Annotated in this window: 17 protein-coding genes; 12 read left to right on the top strand and 5 right to left on the bottom strand. The window is 61.5% G+C overall.

All coding sequences use genetic code 11. The annotated features are described in order from the left end of the window. The first annotated feature begins 72 nt into the window (after window positions 1-72). The 3 genes from AB5Y82_RS05940 (at window position 73) to AB5Y82_RS05930 (ending at window position 2632) form a co-directional block, all read left to right on the top strand. Window positions 73-1500 carry a YdiU family protein gene (locus AB5Y82_RS05940; RefSeq protein WP_159142711.1) on the top strand — a complete coding sequence of 476 codons (1428 nt, stop codon included), beginning with the start codon at window positions 73-75 and terminating at the stop codon, window positions 1498-1500. Between the two features lie 10 nt (window positions 1501-1510). Next, window positions 1511-1798 (top strand): DUF3630 family protein, encoded by a 288-nt coding sequence (locus AB5Y82_RS05935; protein ID WP_159142710.1) that lies wholly within the window; start codon window positions 1511-1513, stop codon window positions 1796-1798. 159 nt (window positions 1799-1957) lie between these two features. After that, on the top strand, window positions 1958-2632 hold the full coding sequence (locus AB5Y82_RS05930; RefSeq protein WP_005340680.1) for a 7-cyano-7-deazaguanine/7-aminomethyl-7-deazaguanine transporter: 675 nt from the start codon (window positions 1958-1960) through the stop codon (window positions 2630-2632). 270 nt (window positions 2633-2902) lie between these two features. On the opposite strand, the gene rraA is transcribed toward AB5Y82_RS05930, so the two are convergent. After that, the gene (rraA, locus tag AB5Y82_RS05925; protein WP_005340678.1) at window positions 2903-3388 is read right to left on the bottom strand and encodes a ribonuclease E activity regulator RraA; all 486 of its coding nucleotides are present in this window, start codon (window positions 3386-3388) and stop codon (window positions 2903-2905) included. Window positions 3389-3534: 146 nt separating this feature from the next. On the opposite strand from rraA, the gene AB5Y82_RS05920 reads away from it, so the two are divergent. Together AB5Y82_RS05920 and AB5Y82_RS05915 are read left to right on the top strand one after the other, a co-directional pair. Further along, window positions 3535-5388, top strand: a complete 1854-nt coding sequence (locus AB5Y82_RS05920) for a methyl-accepting chemotaxis protein (RefSeq protein WP_201902621.1) — start codon at window positions 3535-3537, stop codon at window positions 5386-5388. Between the two features lie 122 nt (window positions 5389-5510). Beyond that, window positions 5511-6161, top strand: coding sequence for a chromophore lyase CpcT/CpeT (locus AB5Y82_RS05915; protein WP_069527634.1), 651 nt, complete (start codon window positions 5511-5513; stop codon window positions 6159-6161). A gap of 100 nt (window positions 6162-6261) precedes the next feature. Here the strand turns inward: AB5Y82_RS05915 and rpmE are convergent, their stop codons facing one another. Then, entirely contained in the window at window positions 6262-6477 is a 216-nt protein-coding gene (gene rpmE, locus AB5Y82_RS05910) for a 50S ribosomal protein L31 (RefSeq protein ID WP_005340673.1), read from the bottom strand. Window positions 6478-6625: 148 nt separating this feature from the next. Here rpmE and priA point away from each other — a divergent pair, with 148 nt between their 5' ends. Then, window positions 6626-8833 (top strand): primosomal protein N', encoded by a 2208-nt coding sequence (gene priA / locus AB5Y82_RS05905; protein ID WP_368173760.1) that lies wholly within the window; start codon window positions 6626-6628, stop codon window positions 8831-8833. An 80-nt stretch (window positions 8834-8913) separates the two neighbouring features. Here priA and AB5Y82_RS05900 read toward each other — a convergent pair whose 3' ends face one another. Beyond that, complete coding sequence (locus AB5Y82_RS05900) at window positions 8914-10020, bottom strand: hypothetical protein (protein ID WP_201296134.1); 1107 nt, start codon at window positions 10018-10020, stop codon at window positions 8914-8916. A 153-nt stretch (window positions 10021-10173) separates the two neighbouring features. Here AB5Y82_RS05900 and AB5Y82_RS05895 point away from each other — a divergent pair, with 153 nt between their 5' ends. From AB5Y82_RS05895 to dtd, 5 genes are all read left to right on the top strand, one after another. Continuing rightward, window positions 10174-11607, top strand: coding sequence for a DUF2867 domain-containing protein (locus tag AB5Y82_RS05895; protein ID WP_368173759.1), 1434 nt, complete (start codon window positions 10174-10176; stop codon window positions 11605-11607). A gap of 168 nt (window positions 11608-11775) precedes the next feature. Next, window positions 11776-13002, top strand: coding sequence for an aromatic amino acid transporter (locus AB5Y82_RS05890; protein WP_368173758.1), 1227 nt, complete (start codon window positions 11776-11778; stop codon window positions 13000-13002). A 240-nt stretch (window positions 13003-13242) separates the two neighbouring features. Then, window positions 13243-14484, top strand: coding sequence for a malic enzyme-like NAD(P)-binding protein (locus AB5Y82_RS05885; RefSeq protein ID WP_201902619.1), 1242 nt, complete (start codon window positions 13243-13245; stop codon window positions 14482-14484). Window positions 14485-14661: 177 nt separating this feature from the next. Further along, window positions 14662-15534, top strand: coding sequence for a virulence factor BrkB family protein (locus AB5Y82_RS05880; RefSeq protein WP_041209731.1), 873 nt, complete (start codon window positions 14662-14664; stop codon window positions 15532-15534). 86 nt (window positions 15535-15620) lie between these two features. Further along, on the top strand, window positions 15621-16058 hold the full coding sequence (gene dtd, locus AB5Y82_RS05875) for a D-aminoacyl-tRNA deacylase (protein WP_201902618.1): 438 nt from the start codon (window positions 15621-15623) through the stop codon (window positions 16056-16058). Here the strand turns inward: dtd and AB5Y82_RS05870 are convergent. After that, complete coding sequence (locus AB5Y82_RS05870) at window positions 16047-16727, bottom strand: spermidine synthase (protein WP_201902640.1); 681 nt, start codon at window positions 16725-16727, stop codon at window positions 16047-16049. The genes dtd and AB5Y82_RS05870 overlap by 12 nt on opposite strands. 51 nt (window positions 16728-16778) lie before the next feature. On the opposite strand from AB5Y82_RS05870, the gene AB5Y82_RS05865 reads away from it, so the two are divergent. Next, window positions 16779-17687, top strand: a complete 909-nt coding sequence (locus tag AB5Y82_RS05865; protein WP_167573733.1) for a bifunctional GNAT family N-acetyltransferase/hotdog fold thioesterase — start codon at window positions 16779-16781, stop codon at window positions 17685-17687. 54 nt (window positions 17688-17741) lie between these two features. On the opposite strand, the gene AB5Y82_RS05860 is transcribed toward AB5Y82_RS05865, so the two are convergent. Further along, window positions 17742-19853 carry an AsmA family protein gene (locus AB5Y82_RS05860; protein ID WP_201902617.1) on the bottom strand — a complete coding sequence of 704 codons (2112 nt, stop codon included), beginning with the start codon at window positions 19851-19853 and terminating at the stop codon, window positions 17742-17744. Between the last annotated feature and the right edge of the window lie 71 nt (window positions 19854-19924).

Here is a 19924-nt window from a genome sequence, read left to right as displayed (position 1 = left end):
CAGTTAGCGCAAGCATGGCTGACGGCAGTATAAAGAGTGACACGAGCATACGCAGGGACGAATGGTACAACCATGAAGTTGATCAACACTTTTGTGACCGAGTTGCCCTGGGCCTGTGAACCCGTAGCCCCTCAGCCGCTGCAGCAACCCCGGTTGCTTCATCTCAACCGGGCTTTGCTGGATGAGTTGGGGCTGGGAGGCGTCAGCGAGGCTGACTGGATCGCCTGTTGTGGCGAGGGAAAAGTGCTTCCAGGCATGCAGCCGGTAGCTCAGGTCTATGCGGGCCATCAGTTCGGGGGTTATAGCCCGCGGCTTGGTGATGGTCGCGCGCTGCTGCTGGGTGAGCAGCTGGCGCCGGATGGGCTGCGCTGGGATCTGCACCTGAAGGGGGCGGGTAAAACCCCGTTCTCCCGTTTTGGTGACGGCCGCGCCGTGCTGCGCTCCAGCATTCGCGAGTATCTCGCCTCCGAGGCGCTCCATGCTCTCGGCATCCCGACCACCCGTGCGCTGGTATTGGTGGGGAGTCAGGAGCCCGTTTATCGCGAGCAGGTGGAGACCGGGGCGACTGTGCTGCGCACCGCCTCCAGCCATCTGCGCTTCGGTCATATCGAGTATTTCGCCTGGAGCGGGCAGGGGGAGAAGATCCCGCCGCTCATCGACTATCTGCTGCGCCACCACTTCCCCGAACTGGAGAGTGGTGCCGAACTGTTTGCCGAGGTAGTGCGCCGCACCGCGCGGTTGATTGCCAAATGGCAGGCAGCGGGCTTCTGTCACGGGGTAATGAATACCGACAATATGTCGCTGCTCGGCTTGACGCTGGATTACGGGCCATACGGCTTTATCGATGCCTACGTGCCCGATTTTGTCTGCAACCACTCGGACCCTGCGGGCCGCTACGCGCTGGATCAGCAGCCCGCGGTCGGTTACTGGAATCTGCAAAAACTGGCGCAGGCGCTGGCTGGCCATGTAGACGGTGATGCGCTGGCTGCAGCGTTGGCCCAGTACGAGCAGCAGCTGATGCTGCACTACTCCGAGCTGATGCGGGCCAAGCTCGGACTGGCGGTGTGGGAGGAGGATGACCCGGCGCTGTTCCGCGAGCTGTTCCGGTTGCTGGCGGCTAACAAAGTGGATTACCACCTGTTCCTGCGCCGTCTCGGTGAGGTGACGCAAGAGGGGGCGTGGCCTGCGTCTCTGCTGGCCCTGTTGTCTGGACCAGGTGTTTGGCAGGCGTGGCTGGAGCGCTATCGGGCGCGGCTAATGCGCGAAGGCAGCGAGGATGTTGTGCGCAAGGCGCAGATGGATGCCATCAATCCCAAGTATGTGCTGCGCAATGCGCTGGCCCAGCAGGTGATAGACGCCGCCGACACAGGGGATATGCGGCCGTTCGAGCGGCTGTTCGCCGCCCTGCAGCGCCCCTATGATGAACAACCCGAATATGAGGATCTCGCCACCCCGACTCCGGCATGGTATTGCGGTGGTGAGCTTTCCTGCAGTAGCTGAGAGACAGGGAATGAGTTGGCAAATCAAACAGGTAGATAGCGAAGCTGGCGTGGTGGCGCTGGATTGTCCGGCGCTCGATTGGGATACATTCCCGCTGTTGGCGCAGGCCTTGCTGCGAGAGTGGGAGCTGCAGCCGCTCGAGCAGGATGCGGGGGCCGACCGCCATAGCTGGTTGCTGGAGTTTGAAGGGAGCCAGTTTCGGCTGGAGTACGAACACTACAGCGGCTGCTGGCTGGAGGCGGTGCGCCCGGCGGATCGGGAGGCGCTGCTCTGGCTCGCCAGACAGCACAAGATGTGACTATCGCCTGCAAGGCCTGCTCTGCCGCTGGCCAACCTGGACAAGCGTAATCGCATAAAGATTGAACTATCGGTTTGGGGGCGTATAATCTCGCCCCTCGATTATCGCCAATGGTGGCGATATGGGTTCCCTAACCCCATTAACCAAAAAGGTCACAAGATGAATTTGACCCCTGCGCAGTACCAAACGGCGCTCGTTCGCCTGTCGTTGTTCCACATCCTGATCATTGCCAGCAGCAACTATCTGGTGCAGCTGCCGATCACCGTGTTTGGCTTCCATACCACCTGGGGCGCGTTCAGCTTCCCGTTTATCTTCCTGGCCACTGACCTGACGGTGCGGATCTTCGGTGCCGGTCTGGCGCGCAAGATTATCCAGACCGTGATGCTGCCTGCGCTGGCGGTCTCCTATGCGCTCTCCGTGCTCTTCTTTGAAGGGAGCTTCCAGGGCGTTGGTCATCTGGCCGAATTCAACCTGTTCGTGGCGCGTATCGCGTTGGCCAGCTTTATGGCCTATCTGGTAGGGCAGTTCATGGATGTGGTGGTGTTCAACCGGCTGCGTCTGCTCAAGCAGTGGTGGATTGCACCTGCGGCCTCCACCCTGTTCGGTAATCTGGTCGATACCATCGCTTTCTTCAGTGTGGCCTTCTGGCGCACCACAGATCCTTTCATGGCAGAGCACTGGGTCGAGATCGCAACCGTCGATTACGTATTCAAGTTGCTGATAAGCCTTGGTTTGTTCGTGCCGCTCTACGGTGTCTTGCTGCGCTACCTCAGCCGCAAGCTGGTGGGCGAGGCCGGATTATCCAGCCTGCAAACGGCCACCCGGCAAGCCTGACCAGATTGACCACCCTTCGCGGTGGTCAATTTTTTTGCACTTTCTGCAAATAGCGCTTGCCTAGTTAAATGAGAATGATTATTGTTAACTTGTTTTCCGGGAAAGACTTCATTCGTTCCAACGTGATGGACTTCTTGTGAAGGCACGACATTGCTCACATTGCTTCCAGTTAAGGGCCAGTTTATCTGGCCCTCTTTTTTTGTCATTTTTCAGCAAGTTGCAGGCATAAAAAACGGGAGCCAAGGCTCCCGTCGTCACGCTGTTTGTGGCTTACTCGATATCGAGTGCCTCGGGGGAGAGGATCACCCCTGTGGTATCGGCGTAGAGGTGGTCGTCAGGCAGGAAGGTCACGCCACCGAAGTTGACCGGCAGATCGGTCTCCCCTACATCCTTGCTGTCGGCACCGACCGGAATGGCTGCCAGTGCCTGAATGCCGATATCCAGATCTTCCAGAATATCGACTTCGCGGACGCAGCCGTAGCAGACAATCCCTTCCCAATCGTTCTCTGCCGCCGTGGTGGCGATGTCGCTGTCGATCAGAGCTCGGCGCATGGAGCCACCACCATCGATCAGCAAGACACGTCCCAGTCCGTTCTCTTTGACGAGTTCACGGATCAGGCCATTCGATTCGAAGCATTTGACGGTGGTGATGACGCCGCCGAAAGAGGCGCGGCCGCCGAAGGAGCAGAGCATGGGTTCAAGCACATCCACCATGTCCTGATAGATGTCGCACAGTTCAGAAGTATTGTATTCCATAGTGTCAAATCCACGGCTGGAAACAGGTGCAACCAGTATAAGGAGTGGGTGTGGCATTTCAATGAATATTCCTTGCACAGATCACCTGTCGCCGCTTTTCTGCATAAGCTCAATGCAGTTCACTGCCAGTTTGCGAGAGGTCTATCGTGCTTATCCGTCATAAGTTGATCCTGAATACCGTGCTGGTTGCCGTTGCCATGCTGGTACTGAGCGGCCTGTTTATCTACTCCAGCCAGGTGCACCGTCACCTGACAGAAGCCCAGCGCAATATCGACCAGCTGGAGATCGCCATGCTCAACCTGCGCCGGGCCGAGAAGGATTTTCTGATCCGCAAGGATATGACCTTCGTCGAGCGCTTCAATCAGGGGCTGTCTGACTTTCACCAGCACAACCGGGAGCTGGTGACCGATGACAATCTGGCGGCCGTCGAGGGGGAGCTGACCAGACTGGATCAGCAGATCAGCGGCTATGGCAAAGCCTTCAACGATCTGGTGGCCCAGCAGCAGAAGATTGGTCTGGGGCCGGAGGAGGGGCTCTATGGCAAGCTGAGGGCGGCGGTGCATGAGGTGGAGAATGGGCTCAAGCAGCTGGATCAGCAGGGGTTGCTCATCACCATGTTGCAACTGAGGCGGGCGGAGAAGGACTTCATGCTGCGCTCCGACATCCAGTATCTGGAGCGTTTTGAAACCTTGCACAAGAGTTTTCAGGATAGCCTTGCCACTTTGCCGGAGGCGGATCGCGGCAAGCTGGAGCAGGCCAGCAAGCAGTACCGGCAGGACTTTGTGGCGTTGGTGCAGGGGATGCAGGTTCTAGGGCTGAAAGAGGATGAAGGGCTGCGCAACCAGATGCGGGAGCTGGTGCATCAGACCGAACAGGGGTTTGCCGCTGTAGATAAGCACATTGTCGCTGAACTGGAGCGGCAGAGCACTCGCCTCAACAGCCTGATGCTGGTCTGTGGCGGGGTGATTGTGGTGCTGATCGGCATCATGAGCGTGTTGCTGGGGCGCAGCATCGACCGTCCCATTACTCAGGTGAATGACACCGTCAACCGCATTCGTCAGGATAATGACCTGCGCTTGAAGATAGATCTGCGCGGGGCTGATGAAATGGCCCAGCTGGCAGGCAATCTCGACGTGATGCTGGGCGGGTTTCGCGCTCTGATCGGCGATGTGAAGCAGAGCGTGCACACCCTGACTGAAGCGGCGGATCACCTCTCGGCCAACGTCAAGCGCACCAGTGAAGGGGCGGCGCGCCAGCTGCAGGAGACTGATATGGTGGCGACCGCTTCCACCGAGATGGGCTCCACCATCGAAGAGATCGCCCGCAACACCGAGCAGGCGGCCAACAATGCGCAGGCAACCAACAACAAGGCGATGGAGGGGCGGGCTGCGGTCGAGAATACTGTCGAGCAGATCCGCTCGCTGGCGGGCAATCTGGAGAGTTCATCCCGCGAGGTGAGCCAGCTGCAAAAAGAGAGCGAGACCATCGGCTCCGTGCTCGATGTGATCCGCGGCATTGCCGAGCAGACCAACCTGCTGGCCCTCAACGCAGCCATCGAAGCCGCTCGGGCAGGAGATCAGGGGCGCGGCTTTGCGGTGGTGGCCGATGAGGTGCGTAATCTGGCCATCCGTACCCAGAAATCGACCCAGGAGATTGCCGGCATCATCAGCTCGCTGCAGAAACAGACCGGCAGCATCGTCGAGGTGATGGCAACCTGCCGCGAGCAGGGCAACCGCAGCTCGGATCAGGCCAGTACCGCAGGGGAGTTGCTGGGGCAGATCACTCAGGATGTTACCCACATCATGGATATGAGCACCCAGATTGCGGCAGCCATCGAACAGCAGAGTCTGGTGGCCAACGAGGTGAACCGCAACGTCAACAACATCCGCGACATCGCCCAGGAGTCGAGCATCATGGCGGAGGAAAATGCGAGATCCAGCGAGGGTCTCAACGAGCAGGCCCAGCTGCTCAACAAGGCGGTGGCAAAATATCGGGTTTAGTGAGCGGACTGGCATCCTTGTGAGGTTTTTGCACCAGAGTGGCAATGATTTGATCGTAATGGCTGTTATTGGGGTAATTCGCTCATATAATCGCCGCCACTATGATGATTCGGAAGGATTCGATGGCAAAGTTGCTGGTGGCCGTATTCGGGCTGCTCTGTTCCTGTCTGGTGTTGGCAGGTTCGGCGCCCCAGGCTACCCCACTCAAGCCCGGTATGGAGCCGCTACTCAGCTGGTTCAACGGGGCCTTTACGAGCCGGGAGCAGGCCAGTTACGACAGCCGCTTTACCAGTGCCGAGCTGCGCCTGATGGAGATCTGGCCCGGCTATCAGGGCTATCGCTGGGTCTATGCCGAGCAGTATCTGAGCATGCGCTCCATCCGTCCCTTCCGCCAGCGTATTTATCGCTTCTCACCCGCCCCTGACGGGCGGATCCTGATGGCAGAGCTGACCATGCCCCGTGCCACCGATTTTGCCGGTGCCTGGCATGATCCCGCCCTGCTCGACAGCCTGACCCCACAGCAGCTCTCCTTGCGCCACGGTTGCGAGATCTGGCTGACCCGCACCCCCTCCGGCGAATATGCCGGTCATACCCGGGTGGGGCACTGCTCCACCGATTTTGGTGGTGCCACGACGCTGGTGCAGCATATCTGGATTGGCCCCGACAGCGTCAGACTGCTGGATCGCGCCTATGACAACGCAGGGAGCCCGCGCTGGGGCAGCCCGGGTGAGGGGTATGTCTATTTGCGTCGTTCCAAGGGGTTTGGCCAGTAGGGGAGAGTGCGTCTGGCTGCGGGAACATGAAGGATGAAAAACAGGGATCGTAAAAAAGGCGCCCGATGGGCGCCTTTTTCAGAATTCTTCAGAAGTAAAATTACTTCTTGGTGGTCATCGCACCGAAACGCTTGTTGAACTTGTCTACGCGGCCGCCGCTAGAAACTTCTTTCTGCTTGCCGGTGTAGAACGGGTGGCACTCGGAGCACACGTCCAGGTTCAGATCTTTACCGATGGTAGAGAAAGTGTTGATGACGTTACCGCAAGAGCACTTGGCGGTGATGGCTACGTAGTCAGGATGGATACCAGCTTTCATGGACAACCTCAAAGTAATAGGCCGTGTCGCCATCCGATCTCTTGTCGGACACCACACGATTGTTGAACACAGTTTCAAAGGCTGCGAATAATATAGGAAATGCCTGAGATCAGGCAAGTGGCTTCGCAGAAAAAATAGGCAACCTCTGGTGAATTCTTCCCAAACGCTGGATCTGGTTCGTGTGGCTGTACCGGTGCCGCTACGCCGTCATTTCGACTATCTTTCCCCCCTGCCGTTACCTGCTCCCGGTTGTCGGGTCGAGATCCCTTTCGGCCCGCAAACCCTGGTCGGGCTGGTGGTGGATCATCCGGCCGAGAGCCAGGTGCCGCGCAACAAGCTCAAACCCATCAAGCGCGTCCTCGATGGGACGCCTGTGCTGGGGCCCGATATTCTGGCGCTGATGAACTGGAGCGCCAGCTACTACCAGCACCCGTTGGGAGAGGTTCTGCCGCACGCCCTGCCAGTGCTGGTGCGCAAGGGGGAGCCTGCCGCCTATCGCGAGCTGGAGTTCTGGTTTGCGACCGATGCCGGCATGGCCATCGATCTCAACGAACTCAAGCGAGCGGCCAAGCAGCAGCAGGCGCTTGCCCTGTTGCGCAAGGGGCCGCAAACGCCATCAGCCCTCAAGCAGGAGGAGATCCAGAGCGCCGCACTCACCGCGCTGGAGAAGAAGGGGCTGCTGGAGAAGCGTTCGCTGGAGCCGAGCCACGACGGCGACTGGGCCGCCCGTTTTGAACCGGGGGAGGGGCTGCGCCTCAACGGCGAGCAGGCGCTGGCCGTCTCTGCCGTTACCAGTCAGAGCGACAAGTTCGGTGCCTTCCTGCTGGACGGCATCACTGGCTCCGGCAAGACCGAGGTTTACCTGAGCATCCTCGAGCCGCTGCTCAAGGCGGGCAAGCAGGCGCTGGTGATGGTACCGGAGATCGGTCTTACCCCGCAGACCATCAACCGCTTCCGGCGCCGCTTCAACGTGCCGGTGGTAGCGATGAACTCCGCCATGAACGACAGGGAGCGGCTCGACGCCTGGCTCGCCTGCCGAGACGGCGGCGCCGCCATCCTGATCGGCACTCGCTCTGCGGTGTTCACCCCGTTTCACAACCTCGGCATCATCATCATCGATGAGGAGCACGACGGCTCCTTCAAGCAGCAGGACGGTTTTCGCTACCACGCGCGGGATCTGGCGGTGATGCGGGCCCATCGTGCCGGTATTCCCATTTTGCTTGGCTCGGCTACTCCGTCGCTGGAGACATTGCACAACGCCCGCACCGGCAAATATCACCATCTCACCCTGACTCGCCGTGCCGGTAACGCCCAGACCGCCCGTCAGGTGATCCTGGATATCAAGAGCGTGCGGCTGCAGGCTGGGCTCTCGCCCCAGCTGGAGCAGCTGATGGCGGAGCATCTGGCGGCGGGCAATCAGGTGATGCTGTTTCTCAACCGCCGTGGCTATGCCCCGGCTCTGATCTGCCACCAGTGTGGCTGGAGCGCCGCCTGTGAGCGGTGCGATGCCTGGTACACCTGGCATCAGGCCGGGCGGCGACTGCATTGCCACCACTGCGACAGCGTGCGCCCTCTACCCCATCACTGCCCCGAGTGTGGCAGCAACGAGCTGATCGGATCGGGAGTCGGCACCGAGCAGCTGGAACAGCTGCTCACCACAGTGTTCCCGCAATATCCGGTAGTGCGCATCGATCGGGACAACACCCGCCGCAAGGGGGAGCTGGAGACCCACCTCGGCGACATCAAGGCGGGTAAGTACAAGATCCTGATCGGCACCCAGATGCTGGCCAAGGGCCACCACTTCCCGGATGTGACGCTAGTGGGTCTGCTGGATGTGGATGGTGCCCTGTTCAGCGCCGATTTTCGCGCCGCCGAGAAACTGGCCCAGCTCTACACCCAGGTGGCGGGCCGTGCCGGTCGCGCCAGCAAACCCGGGCTGGTGGTGCTGCAGACCCATCATCCGGAGCACGCCCTGCTGCAGGATCTGACCCAGAACGGTTACGGCCACTTCGCCGATACGGCGCTGAAAGAGCGTCGTCTGCTGGGGCTGCCGCCATTTAGCTATCAAAGCTTGTTCCGGGCGGAGGCCACGGGCCGTGACGAGGTGCAGTTGTTCCTTACCCGCCTCGCCGATACCCTGCGCAGCGCCCGCTATCCCCATCTGCAGGTGCTGGGGCCTATCAGCGGCTTTATGGAGCGCAAGGCGGGCAAGTTCCGCATGCAGTTGCTGGTGCAGGGGCCGAACCGGGCACCGCTGGCCCAGTTGCTGGATTGGGCGGTGAAGGAGCTGGAGGGCTGGCCGGAGACCAAAAAGGTGCGCTGGAGTCTGGATATCGACCCCACCGAGCTGAACTGAGCCAGGCTCTTGTCGCTGATGGTGAAGCGGTCGCTGGCGCGCTTCGTCAGCGACCGGGTTTTGCCATGCGGGTGCCGGTTTCAGACCCGCAGGTCGACCTGCTGCACCCAGCCGCCCTTGCCCTGTTCGGTCACATAGAGGCCGGACTGGCGCAGCACCCCCTGATTGCCGCTTTCCCCCAGATGGTTGAAGGGGGTGTCGAGGGGATGGAGCAGGATGGCGCCGATCCCCAGCTCCACCAGAGCGATGGGGGAGTGTTCCGGCTGCCAGAACTGCAGCGCCGAGAACTGGCTATCCCGCTCGTCCAGCACCCCGTTGCCATCCTCATCCAGGGTCGTCAGCTCGCCGAAGCCATTGCCGGAGCGGGCGCCAAACAGCTCGCCCCCATCGTCTATGGTGCCGTTGCCATTGCGATCCAGCGCCACAAAGCCGCTCCCTTCACTCAAGCCCGGCAGGCTATCCTCTTTGCCATCCTGATCGATGTCGAACTTGACCCGGGCGTCGGTCAGGTCGGCGATCTTGCCATCCAGACTGAGCACCAGCGGATCCTTGAGGGCATTGAGGGTAGTGCGGCGCTTGCTGATATCGAGCTGGCGCCAGTCCAGCACAAAACCCAGATCAAGTTGCAGGCTCTGGCCATCCTGAGTCTCTATGCTGGCCGAGGCGACCACGTTGAGCTGCTCCTTTTGCAGCAGGCTGTCGGTTACTTCCACCAGTTGATCCGGCTCGGCGGCGGGTTGACTGCTGTCGCCCGTCGGGGAGTTCACCCCCTCCGCGCTCTGGTCGGTCGGTTTGATCGGATCCGGCAGCTCTATCTCGTGGCCCAGCATCGCCTCGATCATCAGCTTGATAAGCCGCTGGTGGTTGTCGAGCCCGTCGTTGGGAACGCCGTTCTCCTCCTGATTTTTACTCCCCTCCGCTTTGGCTGGTGCGGCTGTCGTCTGCGGGGGAGTCTGGGTATTGCTCCGGCTGCTGGCTTGCAGCGTCAGGGCACTGGCTTGTATCAGGGTAGTTCGCTGCTCGCCGGATGACGGTGTGGCGGCCGTCCCGTTGACGCCATTGGCCTGTGGCGTGACCGGTCCCAGTCTGCGCACCTTGCGGGCTTGCGCCTGTTGCTGCCGGTATTGCACCTCCCCCTGGAGGTCGTAGTGATCGATGCGCATATCTTCGCCCTCGGCGCTATACATCTGGTCAGTTATCGACCAAGGAATGAACCGGGATTAACACCAAATCGGACTAACAGGCAGAATTGTTAGTTCCATGTTGCAAAGTGACGGTGAGGCTGGATGATGGGCATTCAGGTTGCCAGCCCGGTGGCCGGGACGACAAGGGGAGAGAGGATGAGAAACTGTCTGGTGATGGGGGCGGCTGGCTATATAGGCTCCTATCTGGTGCCTCACCTGCAAACGCTGGGTTACAGGGTGATTGCCGGGGCGCGCCGTCCCTGCCGCTTGCCTGAGGGTGTCGAGTTTCGCCTCGCCGACAGCCTCAAGCCCATCACCCTGCTGCCTGCGTTGGCGGGCATAGATACCGTCTTCTATCTGGTGCATGCCATGGGGGCGGGGGCCGATTTTCACCGGCTGGAGCAGCAGGGGGTGAAGAACTTTGCGGCGGCGGCCCGCGCCGCCGGGGTGCGCCGTATCATCTATCTCGGGGCAATCCAGCCGGAGCAGTGCAACAGTCGCCATCTCAACTCCCGCCGCCACTGTGGCGAGCTGTTTCGCGAATCCGGCGTACCGACGGTGGAGCTGCGTGCCGGCATCATTGTCGGCCCCGGCTCGGCGGCATTCGAGGTGATGCGGGATCTGGTGTTCAACCTGCCGCTGATGGTGACGCCGAAGTGGGTGCGCTCGCGCACGCCGCCCATTGCGCTGTCCAACCTGCTGCACTATCTGGGCGGGCTGGTGGAAGCCGACGAGGTGGATGGCCGCATCTTCAATGCGGTCGGCCCAAAACTGCTCAGCTATCAACAGCAGTTGCAGAAGTTCGCCGCCCATATCGGCAAGCGCTGTCCCATCATTCCCATCCCGTTTCTGAGCCCGCGTCTCTCCGCCTGGTGGCTGCAGTTTGTCACCTCGGTGCCGCAGCCGGTGGCCAAGGCATTGGTGGGCGGTCTCAAGCACGATATTCCGGCCGATGACGGCCCGCTGCGTGCCCTGCTGCCGCAGACCCTGCTCAGTTTTGACGAGGCGCTGGCCGAGAGTCTGGCGCTGGAGCAGAAGCTGGGGGCCGAACAGCAGGGGCAGGAGACCCCCCTCGGCCTGCGCTGGCGCCATCCCGAATATGGTTTCTACGATCGCACCGCCAGCGGCGATGCCATCTGTCTCGCCTCCCCCGAGGTGGTGTGGCAGGTGTTGCAGCAGCTGGGTGGCGAGAAGCGCTACTTCTACATGAACCAGCTGTGGGTGGTGCGCGAATGGATGGATCACCTGATCGGCGGTCCGGCTCGCACCCGTGGTCGCAGCAATCCCGATCGCTTCGTGAAGGGTGACATGCTCGACTCCTGGCAGATCCTCGGGGTGGATGAGGGGCGCAGGCTTGATCTGCTGTTCAACATGAAGGCCCCGGGCGTCGGCCGGCTGGAGTTCAACATCCTGCCGGAGGAGTCCGGGTTGACCCGCATCAGGGTCACCGCGCACTGGCACCCGCAGGGCGCCTGGGGGCTGGCCTACTGGCTCGCCATGCTGCCGTTCCACCTCTTTATCTTTCAGGGGATGACCGAGGCCATCGCCCGTCAGGCCGAGGCGAGGGCAGGTATCCCGGTGATGGATTAACCCTCTTCACATCATTCCCGCTGATAGAGAGCCCCGTTCGGGGCACTTTTTATGCGGCGGCCATGCCCGGTTATGGCAGATAGTGGTAGGCGTCTCATGGCAAAGGCTGGCATCATGCCGCGGTCTTGTTTACCGCGGATAGATAATCAGTCAGAAAAAGAAGGGATTATGAAGAAAAAACCGTCAATTTTGGGGGGCGCCTGCATCATTGCCAGCGTCTGCGTGGGGGCTGGCATGCTCGGTCTGCCGAGTTCGGGGGCGGGGGCCTGGACCCTCTGGTCGGTGCTGGCACTGACCGTCACCATGGTGATGATGACCCTCTCCGGCTGGATGCTGCTGGAAGCCTTCCAGCACCACGACATGCGCGTCTCCTTCAATACCGTGACCCGCGAACTGCTGGGGGAGCGGCTCAACTTCTTCAACAATCTCTCGGTCTACTTTGTCGGCGGCATTCTGCTCTACGCCTACATCACCTCCTCGGGAGCCATTCTGCAGGGGATTCTGGGGATCGACAGCAAGCTCGCTTCCGTGCTGTTCGTGGCGCTGTTTTCGCTGGTGGTCTGGCACTCGACCCGCGCCGTTGACCGTATCTCTGTGGTGCTGATCGCCTTCATGATCATCAGCTTCGCCCTCGGCGTGACCGGTCTGCTCGGCCATATCAAGCTGCCGACCCTGCTCGATCTGGCTGGTGGCGAGAGTCACTACGCCCCCTATGCCATGGCGATGCTGCCGGTGGCGCTCACCTCGTTTGGCTATCACCACTCGGTCGCCTCCCTGCGCGCCTACTACCAGAACGAGCGGCAGGCAAAGTGGGCCATTCTGGGGGGAACCCTGATCGCGCTGGCGCTCTATGTGCTCTGGCTGCTGGGGATCTTCGGCAACCTGCCCCGTCAGGAGTTTGCCCCCGTGATTGCCAAGGGGGGCGATGTGAACGTGCTGCTGAAGGCGCTCTCCGGCGTCATCGAGTCGGAGCGGGTGGCCAGCGCTATCAACGGCTTCTCCATGGCGGCCATTCTCTCCTCCTTTATCGGGGTGGGGCTTGGGGTGTTCGACTATCTGGCGGATCTGTTCAAGTTCGACAACAGCCGTGCCGGTCGCTGCAAGAGCTGGGCTGTTACCTTCCTGCCACCGCTGCTGCTCTCGCTGCTCTTCCCGTTTGGCTTCCTGCTGGCCATAGGTTATGCCGGCGCAGTGGCCACTGTGTGGACCTGTCTTATTCCGGCGCTGCTGGTGCTGAAGTTCCGCGCCCGGGCTGCCAGTGGCAGTGCTGCCCCGCATTTCGTCACCCCGGGTGGCAAGCTGGTGGCCTGGCTGCTGATCCTGTTCGGACTCGCGACCGCACTGTTCCACTTCCTCGCGATGGCGAACTTGCTGCCGGTCTACTCGGGTCAGTAATCGGCAAGCAGGGTCAAATGATGGCGGCAGGGCAACTTGCCGCCATTTTTTCACCTGTAATGCAGGATCTATAACTAAAGTGGTATCTTTGGCTGGGGGGATGATGCTAAACAAACTGGTCTGATCTGGCTAATGGCAGCATGATCTGCTGGGCATGCCCACCGCTTTCTTTTATGATCCCCGCCCTTCTGCGTGCCCCCTGCCGGCACCTCATTTGCACCAACCACATCGGGGTCCCCCATGTCCGATCTGCGTCAAGAAGCACTCGATTACCACGCCCAGCCCGTACCGGGCAAAATTGCCATCGCCCTGACCAAACCCGCCGAAACCGCCCGCGACCTGGCGCTGGCCTACAGCCCGGGGGTTGCCGAGCCGGTGCGCGAGATCGCTGCCAACCCAGCCGATGCCTACCGCTATACCGGCAAGGGCAATCTGGTGGCCGTCATCTCCAACGGCACCGCCATTCTGGGGCTGGGCAATCTGGGGCCGCTGGCCTCCAAGCCGGTGATGGAGGGCAAGGCCCTGCTGTTCAAGCGCTTCGCCGGCATTGATGCTATCGACATCGAGGTGAAGCACGAGACCAGCCAGCAGTTCATCGACACGGTGGCGGCTATCGCCGATACCTTCGGTGGCATCAATCTGGAAGATATCAAGGCACCGGAGTGCTTCGAGATCGAGCAGGCGCTGATCGAGCGCTGCGATATTCCGGTGTTCCATGATGACCAGCACGGTACCGCCATCGTCACCGCCGCCGGCCTGCTCAACGCGCTGGAAGTGCAGGGCAAGCTCATCAGTGACAGCCGCATCGTCTGCATGGGGGCGGGGGCTGCTGCTACCGCCTGCATGGACCTGCTGATCAAGTGTGGCGCCAGAGCGCACAACATCTTCATGCTGGATCGTCAGGGTGTTATCCACACCGGCCGCAGCGATCTCAACAAGTACAAGCAGCGCTTCGCCAACGAGACCCCGCTGCGCACCCTGATGGATGTCATCGAAGGGGCGGATGTGTTTGTCGGTGTTTCCGGCCCCGATGTGCTGCCCGCCGAAGCGGTCGCCCTGATGGCGCCCAATCCGGTGATCTTCGCCTGCTCCAACCCGGATCCGGAGATCAAGCCGGCGCTGGCCCACGGGGTGCGCAGCGACCTCATCATGGGCACCGGTCGCTCCGACTACCCGAACCAGATCAACAACGTGCTCTGCTTCCCCTTCATCTTCCGCGGTGCCCTCGATGCCCGTGCCAGCCGCATCAACGATGCCATGAAGATTGCTGCGGTCGAGGCGATCCGTGCGCTGGCCAAGGAGCCGGTGCCGGCCGAGGTGCTGACCGCCGCTGGGGTCAGCGAGCTCGCCTTCGGCAAGGATTACGTCATTCCCAAGCCGATGGATGCCCGTCTGCTGCCGCGCGTAGCCCGCGCCGTGGCGCTGGCGGCGGTGGCCTCCGGCGTCGCCCGCATCGAGCTGCCTGCGGACTACATGCTGTAATCCGGCGTTGCAAACGGCCCCCATAGCGGGGCCGTTTTTATCTCTGCTTCTGGCGACAGCCAGAGACGCCAGCCGGATAACAGGTTGGGGCATATGGAGGCAAATCGGGTACAAAGGTGGTCAAACAGCGCTCTCCTCTGACACAATATTGCCACTATGACGCTAACGAGAATCAAGATGCAGCAGCCTGTCAGCGGCCGTTTGGCCCACGCCCTCTCCTTCTTGCGCCATGATGGTCGCCACTTTGCCCAGTTTGTCTGGGGCCGTTTCCAGCAGGACAGATTGACGGTGACCGCCGGCTATCTGGCCTATGTCACCCTGCTTTCACTGGTGCCGATGATCGCCGTGGTCTTTGGCATGATGTCCGCCTTCCCGGTGTTCCAGAGTCTCAAGCAGGCGATGGAGCAGTTCGTCTACCACAACTTTGTACCGACGGCGGGAGAGGTGCTCAAGGAGTACATCGACGGTTTCGTCGCCAATGCCACCAACACCACGGCAGTGGGGATCGGGGCACTGGTGGTGGTGGCGCTGATGCTGATCTCCGCCATCGACAAGAACCTCAACTACATCTGGCGTTCGACCCAAGGCCGCCCGCTGGCGCAGGCCTTTGCCATGTACTGGATGATCCTGACCCTGGGGCCCGTGCTTATCGGGGCCAGTATCGCCATCTCCTCCTACATCTTCTCGCTGCGGCTGTTTGGCGCCGAGAGCCTGTTCGGCATCGGCTATCTGCTGCTGCGCGGCTTGCCGTTCCTCTTCTCGGTGCTCACCTTCCTGCTGGTCTATACCGTGGTACCGAACTGCAAGGTGCGGCTGGCTCACGCCTTTATCGGCGCGCTGGTGGCGGCGACCCTGTTCGAGCTGGCCAAGCGCGGCTTTGCCATCTACATCACCAGCTTCCCCTCCTATCAGGCCATCTACGGTGCGCTGGCCACCATCCCGATCCTGTTTGTCTGGGTCTATCTCAGTTGGCTGGTGGTACTGCTTGGTGCGGAAACCACGGCCTGCCTCGGTGAATATGAGAAACCGGCGAGTGAGGAGCTTGGCTAAGCCATCGCCTTGCCCACCGGTTTATTGGTAGCATCGACGACCGCCCCTGCGAGGGGGCGGTCGTTCTGTTTTCAAAGGAGAGGGATGTGATTGCATTGATTCAGCGGGTCAGCGAGGCCAGCGTGACTGTCGAGGGGGAGGTGACCGGCGCCATCGGTCAGGGATTGCTGGTGCTGCTCGGGGTGGAGCAGGGGGATGATGAGGTCAAGGCCGACAAACTGCTGCACAAGGTGAGCGGCTATCGGGTCTTCAGTGACGAGAACGGCAAGATGAACCTGAATGTCAGCCAGATCGGTGGCAGCCTGCTGGTGGTCTCCCAGTTTACCCTGGCAGCCGACACCAAGATCGGGATGCGCCCCAGCTTCTCCTGCGGTGCCCACCCGAGCGAGGCCGAACGCCTCTATGACTACTTCGTGGCGAAGGCTGCTGCCAGCGGCATCCCGACCGCAACCGGGCGTTTTGCCGCCGACATGAAGGTGGCGCTGGTCAACGACGGCCCGGTTACCTTCTGGCTACAGGTCTGAGGATGCCTGATCCCGCGGTATGACGTGGACGATCACGTTGATGAGCCCTGCGACCGGATAGGGGGTGGCTGGGCCAATCCACTGTTCTATCAGCGTCAGGGCGTGGGTTAGCTCCAGTTCGGTGCGTGGCAACAGGTTGATGACCAGAGTGCCGCAGAGGCGGGGAGCCAGCGCCCGGTAGAGCCGCTCCTGAAACAGCAGCAGCGGGTTGCCATCTTGACTGAAGAGATCGAGCAGGATGAGGTCGTACTGCTGCTCGCTCTGCTCGAGAAAGGCGAGGGCATCGGCCTGATGGAGTGCCGGAGCGGCGCGTTCATCGCTCTCCTGATGCTGGAAAAACTGCTGATAAACGGTCAGCACCTCTTCGTCGAGGTCGACGCACTCGTGGCGAGCCGAGGGCCAGCGCTGACTCAGATGGCGGGTGAGATCGCCGCCACCCAGACCCAGTTCTAGGATCCGGGTGGCCTGCTCCGGCAGCAGGCAGGCGATGACACGTTGATGGGGCAGACAGAGGGTCGCGGGGTCGGCGAGCGACATGGCGGATTGCACCACGCCGTCTATCTCCAGCCAGCGGTGCTGGTCATTTTCTTGTACCGTGAGGCGGCGCTGGGGTTTGACGCTGAGGTGCAACAAGTGATCGGCTTGGTACGCTTGCAGATTGAAGTCCATGAATTTGCACGGCAAGATGGTTTCCGACCAGTGTAACTCAAGGATGAAACTATGTACCGGGTAGTCACCCCTCAGACAGTCGCCGAGCTGGATGCCTACTACCAGTTGCGCTGGGAACTTCTGCGTAAACCCTTCAATCTGCCCGTCGGTTCCGAGCGGGACGAATACGACACGGTCGCCATTCACCGACTGATGCTGGCACCCGATGGCACCCCCATCGCGGTGGGGCGCCTCTTTATCGGCGGTGACGAGGCGCAGATCCGCTTTATGGCGCTGCGCCCCGAATATCGCGGCCAGGGGCTGGGCGCCCGAATGGTGGAGGATCTCGAGGAGCTGGCCCGCAGCGAGAAGGTGAAACGGCTGGTGATGAACGCCCGTCAGGAAGCGGTGGAGTTCTATCGCAAGTGCGGTTTTCTCGAAGTGGGGGGCGGCCCCGTCTCCTTCGGCCGTATTCCCCATCGCCAGATGATCAAATCCCTGAGCCCGTTGCAGACCATCCAGTATCGGCCGGAGTGGTGTCAGGATCTCACCACCCGCTGGTCACGCGGGGTGCCCATCAGCGAGAAGATGGGGATGCACATCAGCCACTACGACGGCCAGACCTTCCATCTCAAGGCCAATCTGGCGGCCAATTTCAACGTGCATGGCAGCATGTTCGCCGGCAGTGTCTACAGCCAGTGCGTGCTGGCGGGCTGGGGGCTGATCTGGCTGCAGCTTAAAGAGGAGGGGCTGGTGGGCGAGCCGGTGCTGGCCGAGAGCACCATCAAATATCATGGCCCTGTTGATGAGGAGCCGGAGGCGCGAGTGGCCCGCGAGGGTATGCCCGCCGTGCTGCAGCCGCTCAAACGGGGTGAGCCTGCCACCTTCAGCCTCAAGATCCAGCTGTTCAGCGGCGGCAAGCTGGCGGCGGAGTTTTGCGGTCACTACGTGGTGCAGCCGCCCCGCCGTCCGGGCCAGTAACCGCGCCGTTTCCCCATCAAACAACAAGGCCTCATCATGAGGCCTTGTCTGTTTTTACCCTTGCTGGCTGTCGCTTGTCTGCCCGGCTTGGGTCTGCACTTGGGCTTGGGATTTCGGCGCGGGAGCCGGTCGCCAGAGCGGGGTGCTGTTGCCTTGCGGCGGATAACGCACCCCTACCTCCCAGCCGCAAGAGTCCTGCTTCTGCGGGAAGCTCCATGCCAGTGTGGGTTCCGTCAGCGGCCCGCGCCACTGGCCGAGCAGCTCGGCACAGCGGTTGCCGTTGAGGATCCCCAGATCGAGCTGCCACTGCTCGTTGACCAGATCGATCCCCCCTTGCAGCGCCAGTAGATGGGTGATGGTGGAGGCGCCAGCCTGCTCGACTTGTAGTTGCCCCTTGTCGATCTTGCCTTGCAGCTTGATGCGGTAGAAGGGGGTGTCACCCTCCTGCATCGCCTGCCACAGCTGATCCGGCGTCAGGGTGGGCGGGGTCGCGCCCTTGAACCACTCATCCAGCAGCGGATCTATCTTCACCTTGTCCCAGAACGGCTCGTCGGCATCGAGGGCAAAGCTGCCTTGCAGGGTCTGGCGCCACTCGCCCGCCGTTTTGCCGTGTTCGGCTTGCAGGTCGGCACTCACGTCCGCCTTGCCGGCGAACGAGACAGGGGAGTGAAATATCTTGCCCCACTGCTGCAGATCCAGCTTGGTCGCCTGCAGTTGGAGGCGACTGCTCTGGCCCGGCTCGCGGCCCCACTGGCCACTCAGGTTGAAGGTGCCCTCATCCGGCAGCGAGCTGGTGAGTTTTCCCAGTTGCCAGGAGCTGGGGGTCAGTTCCCCATCCAGCTCGCCGTTGCGGGCGCTGAGGCCATCCCACACCAGCTCGAACCACTTGCTCTCGATACGGGCGCGGCCGAGCAGCGGGCCGGGTTGGTTATCGCGCAGGGCGAGATCGCTCAGATAGAGCTGCCAGCCGGTCAGCGACAGGGGCAGGGTATCGTCGAAGGAGAGCACCTTGAGCTTGTCGAACGCCAGCTTGCGGATATCGACCTGCTGCGGGCGCCAGCTCTGCCAATCCTGCCACCAACCCTGTGGCAGGCTGATATCCATGCCGCTCAGCGCCACGTCTTTCAGGGTCAGCTTCTGCTGCTGGCTATCGAGGGAGAGCTCGACATTGAACTCCCCTTCATAGGCCTTGCCCTGCAGTTCGCCGTCGATCTGCTGGGGCGAGAAGGCGAGCTTGCCCTTGATCTCCTCCAGCTGGAACAGGCCACGGCCCATGTCGCCCAGGGTGCCGCTCAGATAGCCGGTGGGCTGGTTGCCCGCCTGCCAGTTGAAGGCGGTGAGCTGGCCGCTGAAGTTGTTGAAGGAGAGCTCCTGATTGATGTCGTTGAGGCTGACGCCGTCCAGCTGGCCGCGATCCAGCGACACGCTTTGCAACGGGAAGCGCTGCGGGAAGCCTTGTTGTGTCAGATCCCCCAGCTCCACCCGCATGCCGCGCGCCTTGAGGTCATGCAGTTGCAGGGTGCGGGCGGGCCAGTCCAGCACCATGCCGGTCTCCAGCAGACCGTCGAACAGGTTGGTCACCAGCTTGTCGGTGCGCAGCACTTCCCCTTCCAGCCTTCCTTGCAGGCTGAGGCGGGCGAAGGTGAACTGCGGGGTCTCCAGCTGGCCGATATTGAGGCTCAGGTTGGCCTGTGGCTGCCGTTTCGGGTCGATCAGCTCCCAGTCACTCAGGGTGGCATTGAGGCCGCGCAGGGTCAGCTCGGGGCTCTCCAGACTGAGGCGATCGATGGTGCTGTCGCTGATGGTGAGGGAGTGCACCGGCAGGTTCGGCAGCTGGTTGGGTAGCGGCAGCTTGATGGCGGGGCGAATGAGATCGAGATGGGCGATGCGCACGTCGCGGCTCAGCCAGTCGATGCTCTCGATCTCCAGATAGATCTTGTCGAGGGAGACCGCATCGCCGTAGCGTACCTGCTCTGCCAGCAGGGTGTAGGGGTGGAGCGGGTTGAACACCAGTCGCCCTATGGTGACCGGTACGCCGGTCTGCTGGCTGATCCAGCTGGCGATGGGGCCTTTGGCGCGCTCGGCGTCGAACAGGCCGAGGGCAACCCAGACAAACAGCAGCAGGAAGGCGAAGGTGTAGAGCAGGCCGCGTAGCCAGGAATTCATGGTTGCTTTCCTCCTGTTTTGGGGTGGTTGTCAGGCGTTTGAGTAGTGGTCTCGCAGACCGAGCTAGCGCC

This window comes from Aeromonas sp. s13 (genome assembly GCF_040907905.1).
In the GTDB taxonomy this organism is placed as follows: domain Bacteria; phylum Pseudomonadota; class Gammaproteobacteria; order Enterobacterales; family Aeromonadaceae; genus Aeromonas; species Aeromonas veronii.
Note: the sequence above shows the minus strand (reverse complement) of the source record. Positions and strands in the feature narration are given on the sequence as shown.

What these genes read in the sequence shown, in the direction of transcription:
- AB5Y82_RS05885 (WP_201902619.1), top strand. Translation starts at nt 13,243, where the DNA reads ATGTCCGATCTGCGTCAAGAAGCACTCGATTACCACGCCCAGCCCGTA.
- AB5Y82_RS05865 (WP_167573733.1), top strand. Translation starts at nt 16,779, where the DNA reads ATGTACCGGGTAGTCACCCCTCAGACAGTCGCCGAGCTGGATGCCTAC.
- AB5Y82_RS05870 (WP_201902640.1), bottom strand. Translation starts at nt 16,727, where the DNA reads ATGGACTTCAATCTGCAAGCGTACCAAGCCGATCACTTGTTGCACCTC.
- AB5Y82_RS05940 (WP_159142711.1), top strand. Translation starts at nt 73, where the DNA reads ATGAAGTTGATCAACACTTTTGTGACCGAGTTGCCCTGGGCCTGTGAA.
- AB5Y82_RS05890 (WP_368173758.1), top strand. Translation starts at nt 11,776, where the DNA reads ATGAAGAAAAAACCGTCAATTTTGGGGGGCGCCTGCATCATTGCCAGC.
- rraA (WP_005340678.1), bottom strand. Translation starts at nt 3,388, where the DNA reads ATGGAATACAATACTTCTGAACTGTGCGACATCTATCAGGACATGGTG.
- AB5Y82_RS05935 (WP_159142710.1), top strand. Translation starts at nt 1,511, where the DNA reads ATGAGTTGGCAAATCAAACAGGTAGATAGCGAAGCTGGCGTGGTGGCG.
- rpmE (WP_005340673.1), bottom strand. Translation starts at nt 6,477, where the DNA reads ATGAAAGCTGGTATCCATCCTGACTACGTAGCCATCACCGCCAAGTGC.
- AB5Y82_RS05880 (WP_041209731.1), top strand. Translation starts at nt 14,662, where the DNA reads ATGCAGCAGCCTGTCAGCGGCCGTTTGGCCCACGCCCTCTCCTTCTTG.
- AB5Y82_RS05915 (WP_069527634.1), top strand. Translation starts at nt 5,511, where the DNA reads ATGGCAAAGTTGCTGGTGGCCGTATTCGGGCTGCTCTGTTCCTGTCTG.
- AB5Y82_RS05895 (WP_368173759.1), top strand. Translation starts at nt 10,174, where the DNA reads ATGAGAAACTGTCTGGTGATGGGGGCGGCTGGCTATATAGGCTCCTAT.
- AB5Y82_RS05860 (WP_201902617.1), bottom strand. Translation starts at nt 19,853, where the DNA reads ATGAATTCCTGGCTACGCGGCCTGCTCTACACCTTCGCCTTCCTGCTG.
- AB5Y82_RS05930 (WP_005340680.1), top strand. Translation starts at nt 1,958, where the DNA reads ATGAATTTGACCCCTGCGCAGTACCAAACGGCGCTCGTTCGCCTGTCG.
- AB5Y82_RS05900 (WP_201296134.1), bottom strand. Translation starts at nt 10,020, where the DNA reads ATGTATAGCGCCGAGGGCGAAGATATGCGCATCGATCACTACGACCTC.